General features: G+C 59.5%; 14 protein-coding genes and 2 tRNA genes. 12 read left to right on the top strand and 4 right to left on the bottom strand.

What is annotated here, in order from left to right; translation table 11 throughout:
• Window positions 1–51: 51 nt before the first annotated feature.
• Genes AAAX77_RS01310 through AAAX77_RS01300 form a run of 3 tightly spaced genes read left to right on the top strand, consistent with a single transcriptional unit; the run spans window position 52 to window position 5,424 of the window.
• Complete coding sequence (locus tag AAAX77_RS01310) at window positions 52–1,110, top strand: hypothetical protein (RefSeq protein ID WP_349104387.1); 1,059 nt, start codon at window positions 52–54, stop codon at window positions 1,108–1,110.
• Window positions 1,107–3,779 carry an FctA domain-containing protein gene (locus AAAX77_RS01305; protein WP_349104385.1) on the top strand — a complete coding sequence of 891 codons (2,673 nt, stop codon included), beginning with the start codon at window positions 1,107–1,109 and terminating at the stop codon, window positions 3,777–3,779. The genes AAAX77_RS01310 and AAAX77_RS01305 overlap by 4 nt, the downstream gene beginning before the upstream one ends.
• Window positions 3,733–5,424, top strand: a complete 1,692-nt coding sequence (locus AAAX77_RS01300) for a SpaA isopeptide-forming pilin-related protein (RefSeq protein ID WP_349104384.1) — start codon at window positions 3,733–3,735, stop codon at window positions 5,422–5,424. The genes AAAX77_RS01305 and AAAX77_RS01300 overlap by 47 nt, the downstream gene beginning before the upstream one ends.
• A 192-nt stretch (window positions 5,425–5,616) precedes the next feature.
• Here the strand turns inward: AAAX77_RS01300 and AAAX77_RS01295 are convergent, their stop codons facing one another.
• The 4 genes from AAAX77_RS01295 to AAAX77_RS01280 form a co-directional block, all read right to left on the bottom strand.
• Entirely contained in the window at window positions 5,617–6,762 is a 1,146-nt protein-coding gene (locus AAAX77_RS01295; RefSeq protein ID WP_349104382.1) for a polymer-forming cytoskeletal protein, read from the bottom strand.
• Window positions 6,763–6,869: 107 nt separating this feature from the next.
• Window positions 6,870–7,559: a TRIC cation channel family protein gene (locus AAAX77_RS01290; RefSeq protein WP_260699557.1), complete on the bottom strand. Its 690-nt coding sequence runs from the start codon at window positions 7,557–7,559 to the stop codon at window positions 6,870–6,872.
• Window positions 7,560–7,920: 361 nt separating this feature from the next.
• Window positions 7,921–8,011: transfer RNA gene (locus tag AAAX77_RS01285), tRNA-Ser, on the bottom strand.
• A 48-nt stretch (window positions 8,012–8,059) separates the two neighbouring features.
• A tRNA-Ser gene (locus tag AAAX77_RS01280) sits at window positions 8,060–8,150 on the bottom strand.
• 495 nt (window positions 8,151–8,645) lie between these two features.
• Here AAAX77_RS01280 and rpsF point away from each other — a divergent pair.
• The 9 genes from rpsF to AAAX77_RS01235 all read left to right on the top strand — a co-directional run bounded on the left by rpsF (window position 8,646) and on the right by AAAX77_RS01235 (window position 17,325).
• The gene (rpsF, locus tag AAAX77_RS01275; protein WP_006235831.1) at window positions 8,646–8,939 is read left to right on the top strand and encodes a 30S ribosomal protein S6; all 294 of its coding nucleotides are present in this window, start codon (window positions 8,646–8,648) and stop codon (window positions 8,937–8,939) included.
• A 48-nt stretch (window positions 8,940–8,987) separates the two neighbouring features.
• Window positions 8,988–9,440, top strand: coding sequence for a single-stranded DNA-binding protein (ssb, locus tag AAAX77_RS01270; protein WP_006235830.1), 453 nt, complete (start codon window positions 8,988–8,990; stop codon window positions 9,438–9,440).
• Window positions 9,441–9,512: 72 nt separating this feature from the next.
• A complete protein-coding gene (gene rpsR / locus AAAX77_RS01265; protein WP_006235829.1) occupies window positions 9,513–9,779 on the top strand; it encodes a 30S ribosomal protein S18 in 267 nt (88 codons plus the stop codon).
• A 15-nt stretch (window positions 9,780–9,794) separates the two neighbouring features.
• Window positions 9,795–10,334 (top strand): 50S ribosomal protein L9, encoded by a 540-nt coding sequence (gene rplI / locus AAAX77_RS01260; RefSeq protein WP_022094073.1) that lies wholly within the window; start codon window positions 9,795–9,797, stop codon window positions 10,332–10,334.
• 224 nt (window positions 10,335–10,558) lie between these two features.
• Window positions 10,559–11,950, top strand: coding sequence for a replicative DNA helicase (gene dnaB, locus AAAX77_RS01255; protein ID WP_022094074.1), 1,392 nt, complete (start codon window positions 10,559–10,561; stop codon window positions 11,948–11,950).
• A gap of 93 nt (window positions 11,951–12,043) precedes the next feature.
• Complete coding sequence (locus AAAX77_RS01250; protein ID WP_148345680.1) at window positions 12,044–13,330, top strand: adenylosuccinate synthase; 1,287 nt, start codon at window positions 12,044–12,046, stop codon at window positions 13,328–13,330.
• A 118-nt stretch (window positions 13,331–13,448) separates the two neighbouring features.
• Complete coding sequence (purD, locus tag AAAX77_RS01245; RefSeq protein WP_349104379.1) at window positions 13,449–14,753, top strand: phosphoribosylamine--glycine ligase; 1,305 nt, start codon at window positions 13,449–13,451, stop codon at window positions 14,751–14,753.
• Between the two features lie 21 nt (window positions 14,754–14,774).
• A complete protein-coding gene (locus AAAX77_RS01240; protein WP_195568396.1) occupies window positions 14,775–15,470 on the top strand; it encodes an NUDIX hydrolase in 696 nt (231 codons plus the stop codon).
• 82 nt (window positions 15,471–15,552) lie between these two features.
• Complete coding sequence (locus AAAX77_RS01235; RefSeq protein ID WP_349104378.1) at window positions 15,553–17,325, top strand: ABC transporter ATP-binding protein; 1,773 nt, start codon at window positions 15,553–15,555, stop codon at window positions 17,323–17,325.
• The last annotated feature ends 1 nt before the right edge of the window (window position 17,326 follow it).

Below are 17,326 nucleotides of genomic sequence, written 5' to 3'. Positions count from 1 at the left end.
TCCGACGATTCGCCGTATTCCACACTGTGTTGTAGGAATTAAGGGACAACTATGGACGCACACCGCTCGCGGTCGCTTGGTATGGCGGCCCTGATCTTCATTTTGATTAGCCTCACCGCCGCAGTTTTTCACGGCGCAGCCCCCGTGCGCGCCGATGACGTTGCGAAGCCCGATCCGATTGCGATCGATGGGGATACGGCGACGGTTGATGTCAGGCTGTATACCGATGAGCACCACACTCAAAAGCTCGAGGATCCCGTAACGTCCACTTCGACGCTCTATGGAGCTTTCTCGGCACAATTCAAAGGCGGCAAGGCGCCTACGCCCGAGAAGAACATCGCTGTCTATAAGCTGCCCGACACCATTGTCGTTGACGACAACGACGGCGGCGACCTCATGGAGGGTCCGGAAGCCACTGCCGCCAAGGCTGGCACGTGGAAGATTAAGGACAATAAGGTCATCTTTGCGTTTGACAAAAACTGGCTTGCGTCAAACCCTGCGGAGATTTATGTCGGAGCCAATTTCTCGTTCGAGCTTGCAGGCAAGGGCACCGGCTCAGGCAGCAGCGCATCTGTCGTGTTCCCTGGTGTGGGAACGATCAAAATCCCTACCAAGGACGGCAAAGTCACGGGGACGAAGTCGGGGACCTTCTCCCAGGGCACAGATGGCGTGGCCAAGGTTACCTGGACTGTTACGCTTACCGTAGTGTCGTATGCTACGGACGTTAGCTTCACTGATACGCTGGGCGACAACTTCGACTTTGTGAACGACAGTTTCAAGCTCGACGGCAAGAAGCTTGACTCCCAGCCGATGATCGACGGCCAGGTCGTAACCCTCGACAGCCTGGGCAACCTTTCCCAGGGCAACCACACGATCACGTACGATACGGTGCTGAAGAGCGGCGTTGCCGCGAACGGCGGCGATTTGATCAAAGCTGAGAATACGGCAACGTGGAATTGGGCTGGCTCAAGCGACAGCGATAACAGAACAGCTACGGCTGAGCCTGTTACATTCGGCTATGACATGATCAAGAAGTCCAATGGCTCAGGCACGCCGTCGGACATCAAGTGGACGGTCAAGCTCAACCAAGGCAAGCTCAAGGCGACATGAGCGGCTACATGTTCACTGATAATCTGGACGGAAAACAGACGTATACGGGCAACTTTACGGTTTACAAAGGCGACTCGGAGGCGAGCGGAGTCAAGATTTGTGAAAGAAAACTTGAACCTAAGGATAATTCCTTTTCCTATACGTTCCCGAACAACCTTGAGGATAAGTACGCCACCTACTGCATCGTTTATCACACCAAGATGAACGACACGAGCTCGTACGACACTGTGCGCAACAGCGCGGCCATCGAGCGCGGAGGCTCCGTTTCCGGTAGCGATGATGGCAGTTTCACGCCGCAGCTGACGGGTGTTGTACCGATCGCCAAGAGGCTCGTGAGATACGATGAGGCGGCGACGACGGGCAGGGCGACGTGGGAGACGAAGGTCGCGCTGAAGGCGATCGTCAATGCGGCCCATCCAGGCGAGGTGACGGTGAAGGACACGTTTCAGTCGGCATGGTCGCAGAAGCTTGGTGTCGACGAAAGCTCCATTACCATTAAAATCGGCAATACCAAGCTGGTTCCGGGCACCGACTGGAGACCAACGACCAGCTATCCGGGTAATGAAACAAAGAAAAACTACGACCTCAAAATCATCGTTACCGACAACGTGAAAGCCGCTCTCGAGAACGAGGACTACGCCGTTATCACCTACGACACCACATCAGAAGCACTGTCGGGCTGGTACTCAAACTTCGCAGCGGTCGAAGCACCGGGCCTGAGACTACAGTGGCCGTTCACCGAACCCGTCAAGTACGTTGTCAACCAAGAAACGGCGCCCGCGGTCGAGAAGCCGGAAACGGAGTCGAAGGTGTCTTGGGTTGAGAACTTCGATTGGCATACCGTTGACGGCTCGGATGAGAAGGGCGCCTGGATCGTCGACTGGACGGTGTATGCAAACCGCCAAAAGGGTAATAAGGGCGCAAATGGCGAGTTCGAATACTATGGAGCTGGAAAGCTGGGCGGGAAACCGCTGAATATCGTTGACAGCCTTCCGGATGGTATGAGCTATGTTGCGAATTCCGCAAAGTATACGCTCGTGCAGAACCCCTATGATAAACATACGGGGCTTCATCGCGGAGGCGAGGCCAAGGAGGCCGTTACGGGTCGGACGCTCGCCGCCGACAACGTCAGCCGCAACGGCAATACGGTCACCTTCTCCATCCCCACGACTGAGCTTGAAAGCTATGCCGGCTACGCAAAGCTCACGTACAAGACGGCGGTCAAGCGCGGTGAGCTCGATACCTCCACAAACGAGGTGAAGTTCACCAACAAGGCCAGCGCCGAGTCGGGAAGCAAGAAGTTCGAATCCGGCAGTGGCACCGTCACCATCAAGAACAACGTTATCAAAAAGACTGGTGAACAGGTCAGTAGTAGCAACCGCATTAAGTACACCGTTCTTGTTAACGAGTCTGCCGTTGCCCTTAAAAACGGCACCGACTTCCTTGAGCTCGTCGATACCATGGATGCCAAGTGCACGCTGGTGCCGTCGACGCTTAAGGTCTATGAGTGGGTGTATGGTGCCTGGTCACCGCTGGCTGATAAGGACTATTCGTCGAAGGTGGAGCAGGTCAAGGATGAAACTGGCTCGCGTACGAAGTTGACGCTTAAGGTACCCGACAAGAAATACCTCCAGGTCGAGTATGAGGTTATCCCGACCGGAAACCCTGGCAACAAGGTTCCTCTATCCAATACCGCCATGCTTACGGGTGTGAAGGACGGTTCTGCGACTGATGATCAAACATGGGAAATTAAAAAAGCTTCTGCCAGCGCAGGTGGCAACGGCTACGGCATCACGATGACCAAGTATGACGCCCAGCAGGTCGGTGCGACGCTCGAGCGTGCGGAGTTTACGCTCTACAGCGTGAATATGGACCAGGTTGCAACGGTGGGTATCGAGAATGCAAGGACTAAGTTTGAAGCCGCCCCCACCGACGCCAACGGCAAAATCTCGTTTGGCGCAGAAGACAAGGCGATGGTAAATTGCGTGCTTTACCAGCTCGTGGAGACGAAAGCGCCTGACGGCTATGCCTCGGCGGCGCCCACGTGGATCATGCTTAAGGGTAATGCTGACGATGGGGAGTATCAAACTGAGCTCAATAAAGCGAAGAGCATCGTCAAAGACTCCGAAATCATCGGCGATGACAAAAAGGACGAGATCTGGATCTACGACAATCGCCTAACGGGCTCTGCGGTTATTAAAGCAAAGAAAGTGCTTGAAGGTGGCACTTTCAAGGCGGGGCAGTTCTCGTTCGTGCTCAAGGACGCCGAGGGCAAGGTGCTCCAGACGGTGACCAATAATGACAAGGGAAATGTCTCCTTTGACGTCAAGTACAACAAGGCGGGAACCTATACCTACACCATCTCCGAGGTCGAGCCCGAGGGCGCCGTCGACCATGTTAAAGATCACATCACCTATGACAGGACCGTGTACAACGTCACGGTTAAGGTAACTAATGGCACGGACCAGCTCGACGCCCTAGTTACCTATAACGATGGCTCTCAGAATCCGCCGACCTTTACCAACAAGTACTCGACTACGCTACCTGAGGCGGGCGGGGCTGGCTTGACTATGACATATCTTGCCGGCGCTTCGCTGTTGTGTTTTGCCGCGACGTGGATGCATGCTCGTCGCCACCGTGGTCTTGATCGAGATGGTCGCCGTGAGTAAACTGCACCGCCGCTTGTTGACCGTCATGATGGTGGCCATGACGACTATCCTCGCTTTTGCCGCGTCGCCCGAGACGGCCCGTGCTGCCGATGCCGGAGCCATCACGATTGGCGGCGACGTCGCGACGCAATACGATGCATACCAGCTCTTTTCGGCAACTGTTACCGATAAAGCCGGCTCCGATCAAAAGGTCGCGACGGACTTGGCGTGGGCGAGCGATGCAGCTCGTCAGGCTGTCCTTCCCGTTCTTTATGATGCGGGGTTTGATAGCTCGGCATCGACGGCGCAAGAGGCTGCCGAGTGGCTGAATGCCGACGGACATATGTCGACCGCTCTGGCGGCAAGGCTCGCCTGTGCGATTTGCAATGCAGGTGCCGCTTCTGTTCCCCTCAACGCGGGTATGGCGGCCGAGCTGCCCTGTGGCTACTGGCTCATCGTCGCCGACGACGACGCCATCGACCAGGGCGAGGCCGGCACCGAGCCGATCATGGCCCTGGTGGGCGGCAGCGCCGTCACCGTCAAGCCCAAGGCCGCGACCCCCAAGGTCGCCAAGCACGTGCTGGAGGACGGCACCGCCGCCTGGCAGAAGGCCGCCGACGCCACGGTCGCCGACGACCTGTACTGGCGCCTCTCGGCCACGGTTCCGGCAGGGCTAACGGCCTACGACACCTATACGGTGCGGTTCGTCGACACCATGAGCGCGGGGCTCGACCCCTCCAAGGTCGCCGCGAGCATGCGCGTGTACGTGGCGGCGGGCGCGGACGGCGGCTTCGACGCGGTCCAGACCGACAAGGACGGCCGCGCCGGCACCGAGCCCGCGAAGGGCTGGACCGACATCACGGCCCAGTGCGCCACCAAGGTGGCGGTCGACGGTAAGACCTTCACCGTGCGCACCGGCGACCTCATCGCCGCGCTCGGCGGGGTCGACGCCTTCACCGCGGGCGCCCGCGTGGTTGCTGTCTACGATGCGCCGTTGGGGGCAAGCTGCAATAGGGGCGCTACCAAGGGCAACCCCAACGAGGTCTGCCTGCGCTACCCGCGCTCTCCTCTCGCCGACCAGTCCGGCGACGCCGGCTTCACCCGCACGCCGAGCGATGACGCGTGCGCCTACACCTGGGGACTCAGTCTGATCAAGCGCTCAAGCTCGGACGATAAACCGCTCGCGGGCGCCAAGCTGCGCATCATCGATGACCGCGGGCGCATCCTAACGACCGACGGCTCGTGGTCGACGGATGCCGCCGCGTGCGTCACCACGGGCGCGGACGGCCATGTGGAATTGAGCGGTGTGGACGCGGGTGTCTACACCGTCGAAGAGGTCGCGGCTCCCAAGGGATACACCGCCTTTGAGGGCAAGCGAACGGTAACGGTTACGTCCGAGGGATTGGACGTTAAACAGGTTGCAGCCGCGAAGCCCAAGGTGACCGTGTCGGCCGAAAGCCCTCTGCGGGTTGATACCGCTGATGCCGGGACGGGTTCGATTGAACTGTCGGTGCTCAACACTCCAAGCAAAGAAGCAAGTCGAGGCTTTATGCCCTCGACGGGAGATAGAACGTTGGTGCTGGTGGCGGCTTTGGCTGCCATCGGAGTGGCGGCTATTGTTGTCGCGCTCGTCATCAAGCGGGGAGGAGGTCGCCGTGAAAAATAATTGCCCTTCTTGCTCAATGGCGTACTGCCTCCGTAGCGAGTGACGCACAGGCCTACCGACCTGATGATCATTGGTTTTGAAAAAGTTACTAGAGAACCCTCCAAGAAAAGCGGGGCACCCGGTCGACATGACCGAGTGCCCCGCTTCGTTTGTTGGTGCAAAGTAACCTGGCACCTTTGTGGTGGTTGGTGGCTAAGCGGTGGGGAGTCCTGGCATGTTAGCCGGCTGCTGCGGCTTGAGGTGGGCGTTGCGCCAGATGATCTGGATAACGTAGCCGAGCATAAAGACAAAGGCTACGCCGCTGATGAAGTCACCTACGAGGGGAAGCCCCGTGAGGGCGCCTGCGATTACGCCGCCCACGGCTGCCATGGCGTAGCGGTTTTGGTTGTGTCCGACCATGCGGGAGATCGCGCACCCCGCAAAGGCACTCGACACCAACGCGATGCCGATAACGCCGCACAAGAGGGCTCCGGCAAGCGACAGACCAGCGATAGAGATAATTAGCAGTAGGACGGCGGGGACGATAGCAATCGTGCCCAGAAGACCGCTCACCCACAGGGGTATGGGGCGCTGGTGGAGCATGCCGGCGGCGCTGGCGGTCGCGCGCGGAAAGACGAGCTCGAGCAGCAGAGCGACAAAGCAGGTCGAGAGTGCCGCGGCGACGATACCGCCGATGACATCGTTAACGGTGGAAGTATCCTCGCTCTCGGTGCGGTCGATCTTGAGCGCGCCTACCTCGGCTCCTGCGGCACGCTCGGGGTCCTCGGAGACGTGCGCGTTCACGGTGCCGGTGATGTGGGCGTTCTTGCCCAGGATGAGCTTGTCGGCCCAAACCTCGACATCGCCCTCGACGGTGCCATCGATGGTCACCGTGTCGCCCGCAAGCGCTGCCGACTTGGTAGAGCCGCGCAGGGCAACCGTCTCGCCTATCGCGTAAAAACAGTTGGCGGTGCTGTCGGAATTGAGCACGACATGCTGGCCAGCGACGGTCACGCTGCCATCAACCGTGGTCTTGGCAATGTCGATGGTGCGCGCCGCCAAGCGGACGGCGCCGCCCACCGTGCAGTCGCGGATCGAGAGAGTATCGCCCGCGGCGATGATATCGCGGCCGATGGACGCATCGTCCAAGTTGAGGGCCTGACCTGCCCAGTACAGGTCACCTTCGACGCCGGACGGATTGGCGTCATTGTCGGTCGCAAGTACGTTGCCTGCGGTGTCCGTGCCGGCGAACGACGCCGTGGGAAGCGCAGTGATCGCCAGTGCGATGAGCGCGAATGCCATAAGCAGGCAGCGACGCATCTTGTGTGACGGCGCCGCCGCGGTTTGATTGAGAGCCATGGTTGATCCTTTTGTTAGGTGTTCGGCATATACCTAACAGGGTACCCAACGCGTGGGCGCTCTAAAAGAACCTCTTGGTTGCATTTCGAAGGGTCGTGCCGTGCTGTCTACTTTTTACGGTGCAAGAAGCGTGCGATATCTTCTTCGGTGGGGCTTTTGATGTCAAAGCGCAGCGAGAGCCAGCGCAGACCCATGGTCACGACAACGCATACGACCAGCGCGGCGACATTGCTCATGATGCCGCTCATAACGAGACACACATAGCTTGTCGATCCGGCGATGGCGGCGATGGCATAAAAATTAGTACGTTGGAAAATGCCCGGAACCACGCCCATAAAGCCGTCGCGCAACATGCCGCCGCCCACCGCGGTGAAAAAGCCCATCATGATGCACACCGCCGGCGCAAAGCCGTAGACCAGCGCCTTGTCTGCTCCAGTGGCGGCGTAGATGCCGACCGAGATGATGTCGAGCAGGGGAATGAGTTTTTCGGGTTTGTCGACGATTGCCGGGAAAATATAGATGATGGCTGCCGTGGCAATGGAAAGCGGGAGTGCCATCGGCTGGTTGAGGATGTAGACGTTGCCCACCTGCAACGTCATGTCGCGCAAGAGACCGCCGCCCAGACCGCAGACCACCGCGAGCGCGACCGCGCCCACCAGGTCGAGCTTGTGCTCGCGCGCAACCAGTACACCCGAGATCGATGCAGCGACGACGGCGAACATCTCGAGCCAAAACGGAATAGCGACCATGGCATCCGAGGCATGTGAGGTAATGGTTACGGCAGCGACGACGGGCAAGATGGGGTCCTTCTGATTGCAGGTTTAGACAATGCCCGTACATAGTACATGGTTGGCGGGCGTGGCGACCCTATTGCTCGGTAAACGGTCGGGACTGGGTGGGGGCGTAGGTACCATGTTTGGGGATCTGGGTTGATGCTGAACGCGATGGGGCGTGGCTGAATAGGAGGGATGTCTAAATTTTGAGCAGCGCTCAAAATTTATCCGATCGGCTTACGCCGACCGCGCTGCGCTAAAGACGCGCCACTGGCGCGTCTTCTTTACGCTCCGCGCCCTGGCGGGTTCGAATCCCTCCTCCTGCGCGTAATTGAAATGTGCCCAAAAAGAAAAAAGCCCCATTGCTGGGGCTCATACCATCTAATGGCGGAGGAGGAGGGATTCGAACCCTCGTGACCTTATACAGGCCAAACGGTTTTCGAGACCGCCGCATTCAACCACTCTGCCACCCCTCCGCGTGGGGTAAAAACAAAGCAGGCTCGAAGGCCTGCTTTGGAATTAACTGGCGGAGAGTCAGGGATTTGAACCCTGGAGACGCTTTTGACGCCTACACGATTTCCAATCGTGCTCCTTCGGCCACTCGGACAACTCTCCGTTAAATGCGAAAGTCAGTATACACGAGGAATCGCAAAGTGCAAACAGAAAAGTTGGCATTTTTTGATCAACAGCGTCTCGCGCTGTGCCTAAAACGCGCGACACATGCAGTCTGACCAGCAAAATCATGCTAAGCGAATTGCTCAAAAAAGGACTTTATAGACCACGAGCAAACGAATTTAAAATCTTTTTGGCGATCAATTAGACCACTGGTATGCATTTTGCGACCACAACCATGCGCCCGTTGACCTGCGACTTGGCTCAGCTTGTCCCCACGGCACCGTATCTTGTCCACAGATCCGTCAAGCTTTTGGTCAGCATTTGGTTGGAATGCGCATGAAACGTCGTGCGAGTATGGGCATATGTGGAGGTCATGAGGTTGTAGCTGCATATTCTTGCAGCCTAGGAGGTTGAAAGATATTATTACCAAGTCTTTTCCTGCTTCAGGCGCACCTTCACGACCTGAAGCCACATTTGCCCAGAGGAGGTGACAATATGAAGGCTTATGAACTGCTGTTCTTTGTTGACCCGTCGCTCGACCCCGAGACTCGTCTCGCTGTTATGAAGCGTATCGATACCACGATCGCTGAGGGCGCTGGCAAGGTCGACTCCGTTGACGAGTGGGGCAAGCGCAAGCTCGCCTACGAGATCAACGACCTCACCGATGGTGACTACACCCTCATCAACTTCCACGCAGATCCTACCCAGATCGCCGAGCTTGATCGCGTCCTGCGCATCACCGACGCTGTGGTCCGCCACATGATCGTCCGTCGCGACGACCAGGAGTAAGACTGTCGTTTTGGACTGGGCTTGTGCCCCAAGAGGAAGTAGTGAGTTATGAGCATCAATCGAGTGAACATCACCGGTAACCTCACCCGCGATCCCGAGCTGCGCGCCACCGCCGGCGGAACCCAGGTTCTGTCCTTTGGCGTCGCCGTGAACGATCGTCGCCGCAACGCGCAGACTGGCGAGTGGGAGGACTATCCCAACTTTGTCGACTGCACCATGTTCGGCACCCGCGCCGAGGCCGTGAGCCGTTTCCTGGCAAAGGGAAACAAGGTCGCGATCGAGGGCAAGCTGCGCTACAGCTCTTGGGAGCGCGACGGCCAGCGCCGGAGCAAACTTGAGGTCATCGTCGATGAGATCGAGTTTATGAGCTCCCGTGGTGGCCAGGGTGGCTACGATCAGGGCGGTTACGCCCCCGCAGCTCCCGCGCCCGCAGCACGTCCTGCCGCACCGGTGGCCACACCGCCCGCGGTCGACGTCTACGATGAGGACATCCCGTTCTAAGGGTTGTTCACCTATTTTTGAGTGAGAGGCGGCTTCGGTTCGCCGAAGTTGCCAAATGAAAGGTATTTTGACATGGCTAATGATTTTTCTGCACGTCAGCCGCGTCGTAAGTACTGCCAGTTCTGCAAGGAGAACACTGAGTTCATCGACTATAAGGACACTCAACTTCTCCGTAAGTACATGACCGACCGTGGCAAGATCAAGCCCCGTCGCGTCACTGGCGCTTGCACGCAGCATCAGCATGACATCGCCAACGCCATCAAGCGCGCCCGCGAGATGGCTCTCCTGCCGTACACCGTCCCCGTGGTTTCCTCTCGTGGCAACCGCGACCGCGGCTAAGAAGGGAGACGCATCATGAAGGTTATTCTTCTCGATGAGATCAAGGGCAAGGGCGGCGAGGGTGACGTCGTAGAGGTCGCTCAGGGTTACGCTGAGAACTTCCTGTTCCCCAAGAAGCTCGCTGTTGCCGCCACCAAGGGCAACCTCAAGCAGCTTGACGAGCGTCGCAACAACATCGCCAAGCGTGAGGCCGTCCGTCTGGCTACCGCCAACGAGACCAAGGCTGCCTTCGAGGGCAAGACGGTCACCGTTGACGTCAAGGTCGGCGACGAGGGCATCCTCTTTGGCTCCGTTACCGCCGCTATGATCGCTGACGCCATCAAGGCTCAGCTCGGTATGGACATCGACCGCAAGCGCGTCGAGCTCGGTAAGCCCATCAAGGTTGCCGGTGCCCACACCGTTGCCATCTCGCTGTACCGCGAGATCAAGGCCGAGGTTGTCGTTCTCGTCGGCGTTACCGCCGAGGAGCTCGCTGCCGAGGCTGAGGTCGAGGAGGCCGCTGAGGTCGCCGAGGCCGAGACCGCCGAGGTCGAGACTGAGGCTGCTGCTGAGTAGCATTTGCTGCAACGCAACAATCTTGTTCTAAGAAGGGCGCTCTGGGAAACCAGGGCGCCCTTTTGTTTTTTGCGCTGAGTGAGTGTCATGGTGAACGTTGCGTCGAAGTCCTATATGCAGGACCGTTCATCCGTTTGGTTCGGTGATGATTGGCGGCGCGCGGCGCGTTTTGGGATCGTGGCTGATACTATGGATGCTCGCAAGCAATATGAATGAGGATGCTCATGGCATATGACGATAGGGAGACCGGGCTGACGGTTGAGGACCGCGGCTCAAAGTTGGGTCTTCCCCAAAACCAAGATGCAGAGGCCAATGTACTGGCCGCTATGCTGCTATCGCCCGAGGTGGTCGAAGAAGCCCAGGTCGAGCTGCAGCCCGATGACTTCTACCGGCCCATTCATAAGACCATCTATACCGCGATGGTCGATATGTACAACAGCCGCATTCCCATCGACTCCATCTCACTGATCGATTACCTGCGAAGCATCAACAAGCTCGATGCCGTGGGCGGCGAAGCGTACATTTTGGAATTGATGGGTCAGACCTTGTCGCTCGTCAACTGGCAGCACCATGCCGCCATCGTTCGCCGCGACTCGATGCTGCGCGAGCTGATCGGCGCCACCAACGAGATCAACGCGCTGGCATATAACGCCCCCACCGACACCAAAGAGGTCGTGGAGCTAGCCGAGAGCAAACTGCTCAAGGTTACGGCGCGCGAGGTCAAGTCGAGCTACAAGACGCTGACCGAGTTTATGGTCGAGGCCTATAACGAGGCCGAGGAAGTGTGCCAGGCCGGTGGCCAGGCTGCGGGCGTGCCCACGGGCTTCCCGTCGCTCGACCGCATGCTCATGGGTTTTCGCGAGGGACAGCTCATCATTATCGGCGCCCGCCCTGCTGTGGGTAAGACGTCATTCGCCCTGAATCTGGCGCTCAACGCTGCCGCTGCTGGTTATACCGTCGGCTTCTTCTCGCTGGAGATGTCGGGCAAGGAAATTGCCCAGCGTCTGATTTGCGCCTACGCCATGATCTCGATCAGTGACTTCCGCATGGGCCGCATTAGCCCTGAGCAGTGGGCCAATATCAACGAGGCCACGCAGACCTTGTCCAAGCTCGATATTCTGATTGACGATACGCCCGGCACCACAGTGACCGAGATTCGCGCCAAGAGCCGCCGAATGCTCCATAACAAGGAGAAGGCAATCATCATTCTGGACTACCTGCAGCTGGTGAGTCCTCCGCCGGGACGCCGCTCCGAGAGCCGTACCGTCGAGGTTTCGGAGATGTCGCGTGGTCTGAAGATCATGGCCAAGGAGCTCAAGATCCCGCTCATCGCGCTGTCGCAGCTCTCGCGTCAGGTCGAATCCCGTACCGGCAAGCGTCCGCAGCTTTCCGACCTTCGTGAATCGGGCTCTATCGAGCAGGACGCCGATATCGTCATGTTCTTGGACCGCTCCGCCGACGAGGCCGAAGCCTCGCGCGACGATCGACCCGACGAGGGCGTTACGCGTATCGTCGTGGCCAAGAACCGTTCGGGCCCGATCGGCGACGTCGACCTGATGTTCCTGCCGGCATCTACCAAGTTCTATGAGCTTGATGGGGCACATGCCGAGGAGTAGGACAGGCGCCCGTTGCACGGGTATACTGGGAATGTTTTGTGCTTCTGCGTGCCGGCGTGGCGCGTAGACAGTCCATGAATGTAAGGAGTAAACATGCCGTCAACCGTTTTGGTCGGTGCCCAGTGGGGCGATGAGGGCAAGGGTAAGATTTGCGACCTGGTCGCCGGCGACTTCGATGCCGTCGTGCGCTACTCGGGAGGCAACAACGCCGGCCACACCATCGTCGTCAACGGCAAGAAGTACGGCCTGCACCAGGTGCCCTCCGGCATCATGTATTCTGACCACGTGTCGGTGATCGGTAACGGCTGCGTCGTCAACCCCAAGGTTGTCCTTGAGGAGATCGACATGTTCGAGGCCGACGGCATCACCACCAAGAACCTCAAGATTAGCGGCAACGCGCATGTCATCATGCCGTACCACATCGATCTGGATGGCGCCTTTGAGCAGAAGCTCGGCAAGAAGAACATCGGTACCACCAAGCGCGGCATTGGTCCGTGCTATCAGGACAAGATGGCCCGCATTGGCCTGCGCATGCAGGACATGCTGGACGAGGCGCTGTTCCGCGACAAGCTGGAGACCGCTCTCGCCCGCGTGAACCCCGAGCTCGAGCTCATCTACAACCTGCCCACCTACACCGTGGATCAGATTTGCGACGAGTACCTGCCGATGGCCGAGCGCCTGCGTCCCTACATCACCGAGACGAGCCTGCTGCTCAACAACATGATCGATGAGGGCAAGGACCTGCTGTTTGAGGGCGCCCAGGCGACGCTGCTCGATATCGACCACGGCACCTATCCGTACGTGACGTCTTCCAACTGCACCGCCGGCGGTGCCATTACCGGTTCCGGCGTCGGCATGAAGAACGTCGACCGCGTGCTGGGCGTCATGAAGGCCTATATCACCCGCGTCGGTTCGGGCCCCATGCCCACCGAGCTTTCCTATGAGTCCGAGGCCGGTCACACGCTGACCGAGGAGGGCTACGAGTACGGCGTGACCACCGGTCGCCGTCGTCGCTGCGGCTGGTTTGACGGCCCCATCGCCAACTACGCCTCGCGCGTCAACGGCCTCACCGATATCGCCATGACCAAGCTCGACGTGCTTTCGGCCTTCGACACCATCAAGGTGTGCGTGGCCTACGACGTCGATGGCGAGCGCTACACCAGCGTGCCCGAGCATCAGGTGCGCTTTGAGCATGCCAAGCCCATCTACGAGGAGCTCCCTGGCTGGAAGTGCGACATCACCGGTTGCCGCAGCTTTGACGAGCTGCCGCAGGAGGCTCAGGACTACGTGGCGTTTATCGAGGATCTGGCACACACCCGCGTGACGTTCATTGGCGTTGGCGCTGGTCGCGAGCAGATCATCAACCGATTCTGGAAGTAATCGGGACTATTTGGTTATTGCGATATACCCCTTTGCAGCCCGGACGGGCGGCCGAGGGGTATATTTGCTTGCAAAGGGCTCGCGCGGAGCGGGCCGTTAATCCATAGAGGAGGCACCCTTGAAGGCGGACACTCAAACCATCGACATCCTGTTGTTGGGCAGCGGCGGCCGCGAGCATGCTTTGGCAGCTAAGCTCGCAGCATCACTGCGCGCCGGCAAGCTCTACATCGCGCCGGGTAACGGCGGCACCGCGAGCTGCGGCGAGAACGTTGTTCTCGACGACTGTGATCCTGCGGCCGTGGCGGCGTTTGCCCAGAGCCACGGATGCGGACTCGTGGTAATTGGCCCCGAGGCTCCGCTCGTGGCGGGCGTAGCCGATGCCGTGCGCGCGGCGGGCATTCCCTGCTTTGGCCCGGGTGCCGAGGGCGCTCAGATGGAGGGCTCCAAGCTATTCTCCAAGCAGCTCATGGAGCGTGCCGTCATTCCGACGGCCGCCTACGGCTCGTTCACCGACGAGGCTTCGGCTCTCGCCTACGTGCGGGAGCAGGGCGCACCGCTGGTCGTGAAGGCCGACGGCCTGGCCGCAGGCAAGGGCGTCATCGTGGCGACCGAGCTCGAGCAGGCCGAGGAGGCCGTGCGCGAGTGCTTTGGCGGCACCTTCGGCGATGCCGGCAACACCGTGGTCATCGAGGAGATGCTGACCGGCCCCGAGTGCTCGCTGCTGGCCTTTACCGACGGCAAGACCGTGCGCCCCATGGCTACCTCGCAGGACCACAAACGTGCGCTTGAGGGCGACCTTGGTCCCAACACCGGCGGCATGGGCGTCTACAGCCCGGTGCCCATCGTGACTGACGAGGAGCACGCCACCATGGTGAAGGTCATGGAGCAGACCGTGGCCGAGCTCGCTGCTGAGGGTATCGACTACCGCGGCTGCCTGTACGGCGGCTTTATGCTCACGCCTGCCGGCCCCAAGGTGCTGGAGTTCAATGCCCGCTTTGGCGACCCCGAGACGCAGGTCGTGCTGCCGCGCCTTAAGAACGACCTGGTCGAGGTCATGTTGGCTTGTGCCAACTGCGAGCTCGACCAGATTGAACTCGACTGGCGCGACGAGTGGGCCGTGGCCGTTGTCCTGACGAGCGCGGGCTACCCCGGCAGCTACGAGAAAGGAAAGGTCATCACCGGTATTGAGGATGCCGAGGCCATGGAGAACGTGACCGTGTACCATGCGGGAACTGCCGTGTTGGACGGTCAGCTCGTGACCAATGGCGGCCGCGTGCTTGCCGTGACCGCTCTGGGCGACACGTTCGAGAACGCTCGCAACCTTGCCTACGAGGCCTGCGAGAAGATTGATTTTGAGGGCAAGACCCTGCGTCACGACATCGGCCTGCGCGCGCTGCGCGGCCGCGACGCCTGGGATGCCTAAAATCCGAGAGGAATGAGACGGATGGACGAGAAGAACGAAGAGCTCGTGGACGCGCAGATCGTCGAAGAGGACAGCCGCGTGTATGGGCACGCCGAGGGCGAGCCTGGTGGCGAGGTCGCTGACGAGCCGGCGCTGGTGCTGGGCGATGACGACCCGCACGATGCCGAGCTGCACGAGAAGATTCTTTCGGAGGAGTGCGCCTGGAAGGGCAAGATCCTCGACGTCCACCGTCTTGAGGTTGAGCTGCCCAACGGTCGCCGCAGCGCCCGCGATATCGTTCGCCATCCGGGTGCGGCGGCTGTTGTGGCACTGACCGAGAGCGGCAAGATCGTACTGGTGCGTCAGTACCGCACCGCCATCGACCGCGTGACGGTCGAGATTCCTGCCGGCAAGCTCGATCCGGGCGAGGACCCGCTCGATTGCGCCAAGCGCGAACTGCATGAGGAGACGGGCTTTAGGGCTGGTCGTATTCGCTTTTTGACGTCGATTGTCACGTCCTGCGGTTTTTGCGATGAGATCATCCACATTTACTTGGCTACCAAGCTCGAGTTTGATGCGCCCAACCCCGATGATGACGAGTTTGTCAACGTGGACCTGGTGCCGCTGCACGAGCTGATCGACGCCGTGCTCGACGGCAAGATCGAAGACGCCAAGACCGTCGTGGGCGCGCTTGCCTGCGACAGCATCGCACACCGCCTTGGGGGCACGGAGCTTTAACGAGTGGGGATAGCCCTGGGACAAGTACTACTGATTGCTTTGTTCCAGGGCCTTACGTTGCTGATATTTCTTTGAGGATCACATGCTGAAGAGGTTTCTTTCGTATTACAAGCCCCAGATGGGGCTTTTTGTTGCTGATACTGTTTGCGCTCTGGTGCTCGCCGCCATTGACTTGGCGTTTCCTATTATTCTGCGCAATTTGACCGGTGGGCTGTTTACCCAGGGCCAGGCTGCCATTATGCAGGCGCTCGGTATGATCGCGGTGGGGCTGGTGCTGATGTATGCCGTTCGCTGCGCCTGCCGCTACTTTGTGAGCTACTGGGGCCACGTGATGGGTGCGCGCATGGAGTCCAAGATGCGCGAGGACCTGTTTGACCAGTACGAGCGCTTCAGCTTTGCGTACTTCGACCGCAACAGTTCGGGCGACATGATGAGCCGCGTGGTCAACGATCTGTTCGATATCTGCGAGGCGGCGCATCACGTGCCCGAGTGGATCATCATCTGCGGCATCGAGATTATCGGCTCGTTTGTGATCCTCTTTACCATCGCCCCGGTGCTGGCGCTCGCCATGGCCGTGGTGACGGCGGCGTTTGCGGTCATCATGTTTTGGCAGAACATGCGCATGCGCGAGGTCTTTAGCGACAACCGCAAGAAGATCAGCGGCATCAATGCACAGCTGCAGGATTCTCTGGCGGGCATGCGCGTGGTCAAGAGCTTTGCCAACGAGGAGACCGAGCGTGCCAAGTTCCGTGCCTCTAACGACCGCTACCTTTTGTCCAAGGAGAACATGTATCACGCCATGGGTGTCTATACCGCGACGTATGGCCTGCTCTCGGGTGTGCTCTATGTGATCGTAGTGCTGCTGGGCGGATGGCTGGTCGCCCAGGGACAGCTACAGGCGGTCGATATGGCGACCTTCGCACTCTATATTTCGCTGTTCTGCACGCCGCTTGAGACGCTTGTCAATTCGGCCGAAACGTATCAGAAGGCTATCGCCGGCTTTAAACGTATGGACGAGGTGCTCTCGACCGCGCCGGATATCCAGGACAAGCCGGGCGCTACGGATCTGCAGGTGACTGCCGGCGCCGTGGAGTATCACGACGTGTGCTTTAACTACGAGGATGTCGAGCTGGGCGAGGGCTATGCCGACGAGCGTCCCGTTATCGACCATATGGACCTGTCCATCAAGCCCGGGCAGACCATCGCTTTGGTTGGCCCTTCGGGCGGCGGCAAGTCCACGACCTGTTCGCTGCTGCCGCGCTTTTATGACGTGGCTACCGGATCCATTAGCATCGACGGCCAGGACGTGCGTGATGTAACGCAGCAGAGCCTGCGTCGCGCCATCGGCCTGGTGCAGCAGGATGTCTACCTGTTTGACGGTACGATTGGCGAGAACATCGCCTACGGCAAGCCGAGCGCTACGGCGGAAGAGATCGCCGACGCCGCCCGTCGCGCCAATATCGATACCTTTATCGAATCGCTTCCACAGGGCTACGACACCGTGGTGGGCGAGCGCGGCAGCCGTCTTTCGGGCGGACAGAAGCAGCGCGTTGCCATCGCGCGCGTGTTTCTCAAGAACCCCAAGATCCTGATCTTGGACGAGGCGACGAGTGCTTTGGATAACGAGAGCGAGGAGGCGGTGCAGGAGTCACTCGAAGAGCTGGCGCGCGGCCGCACCACGATTATCATCGCCCACCGTCTTTCGACCATTAAGCATGCCGATGAGATTGCGACCGTTGAGCATGGTCGCGTTGTGGAGCGTGGCACGCACGAGGAGCTTCTCGCCCGTGGCGGCACCTATGCCCGTTACTATCGAATGCAGTTCGAAGGTGCGCGTGCGCACGAGCTCGACTGAT

Origin of the sequence: Collinsella sp. CLA-ER-H6 (assembly GCF_040092305.1) — a bacterium.
Lineage (GTDB): Bacteria > Actinomycetota > Coriobacteriia > Coriobacteriales > Coriobacteriaceae > Collinsella.
Note: the sequence above shows the minus strand (reverse complement) of the source record. Positions and strands in the feature narration are given on the sequence as shown.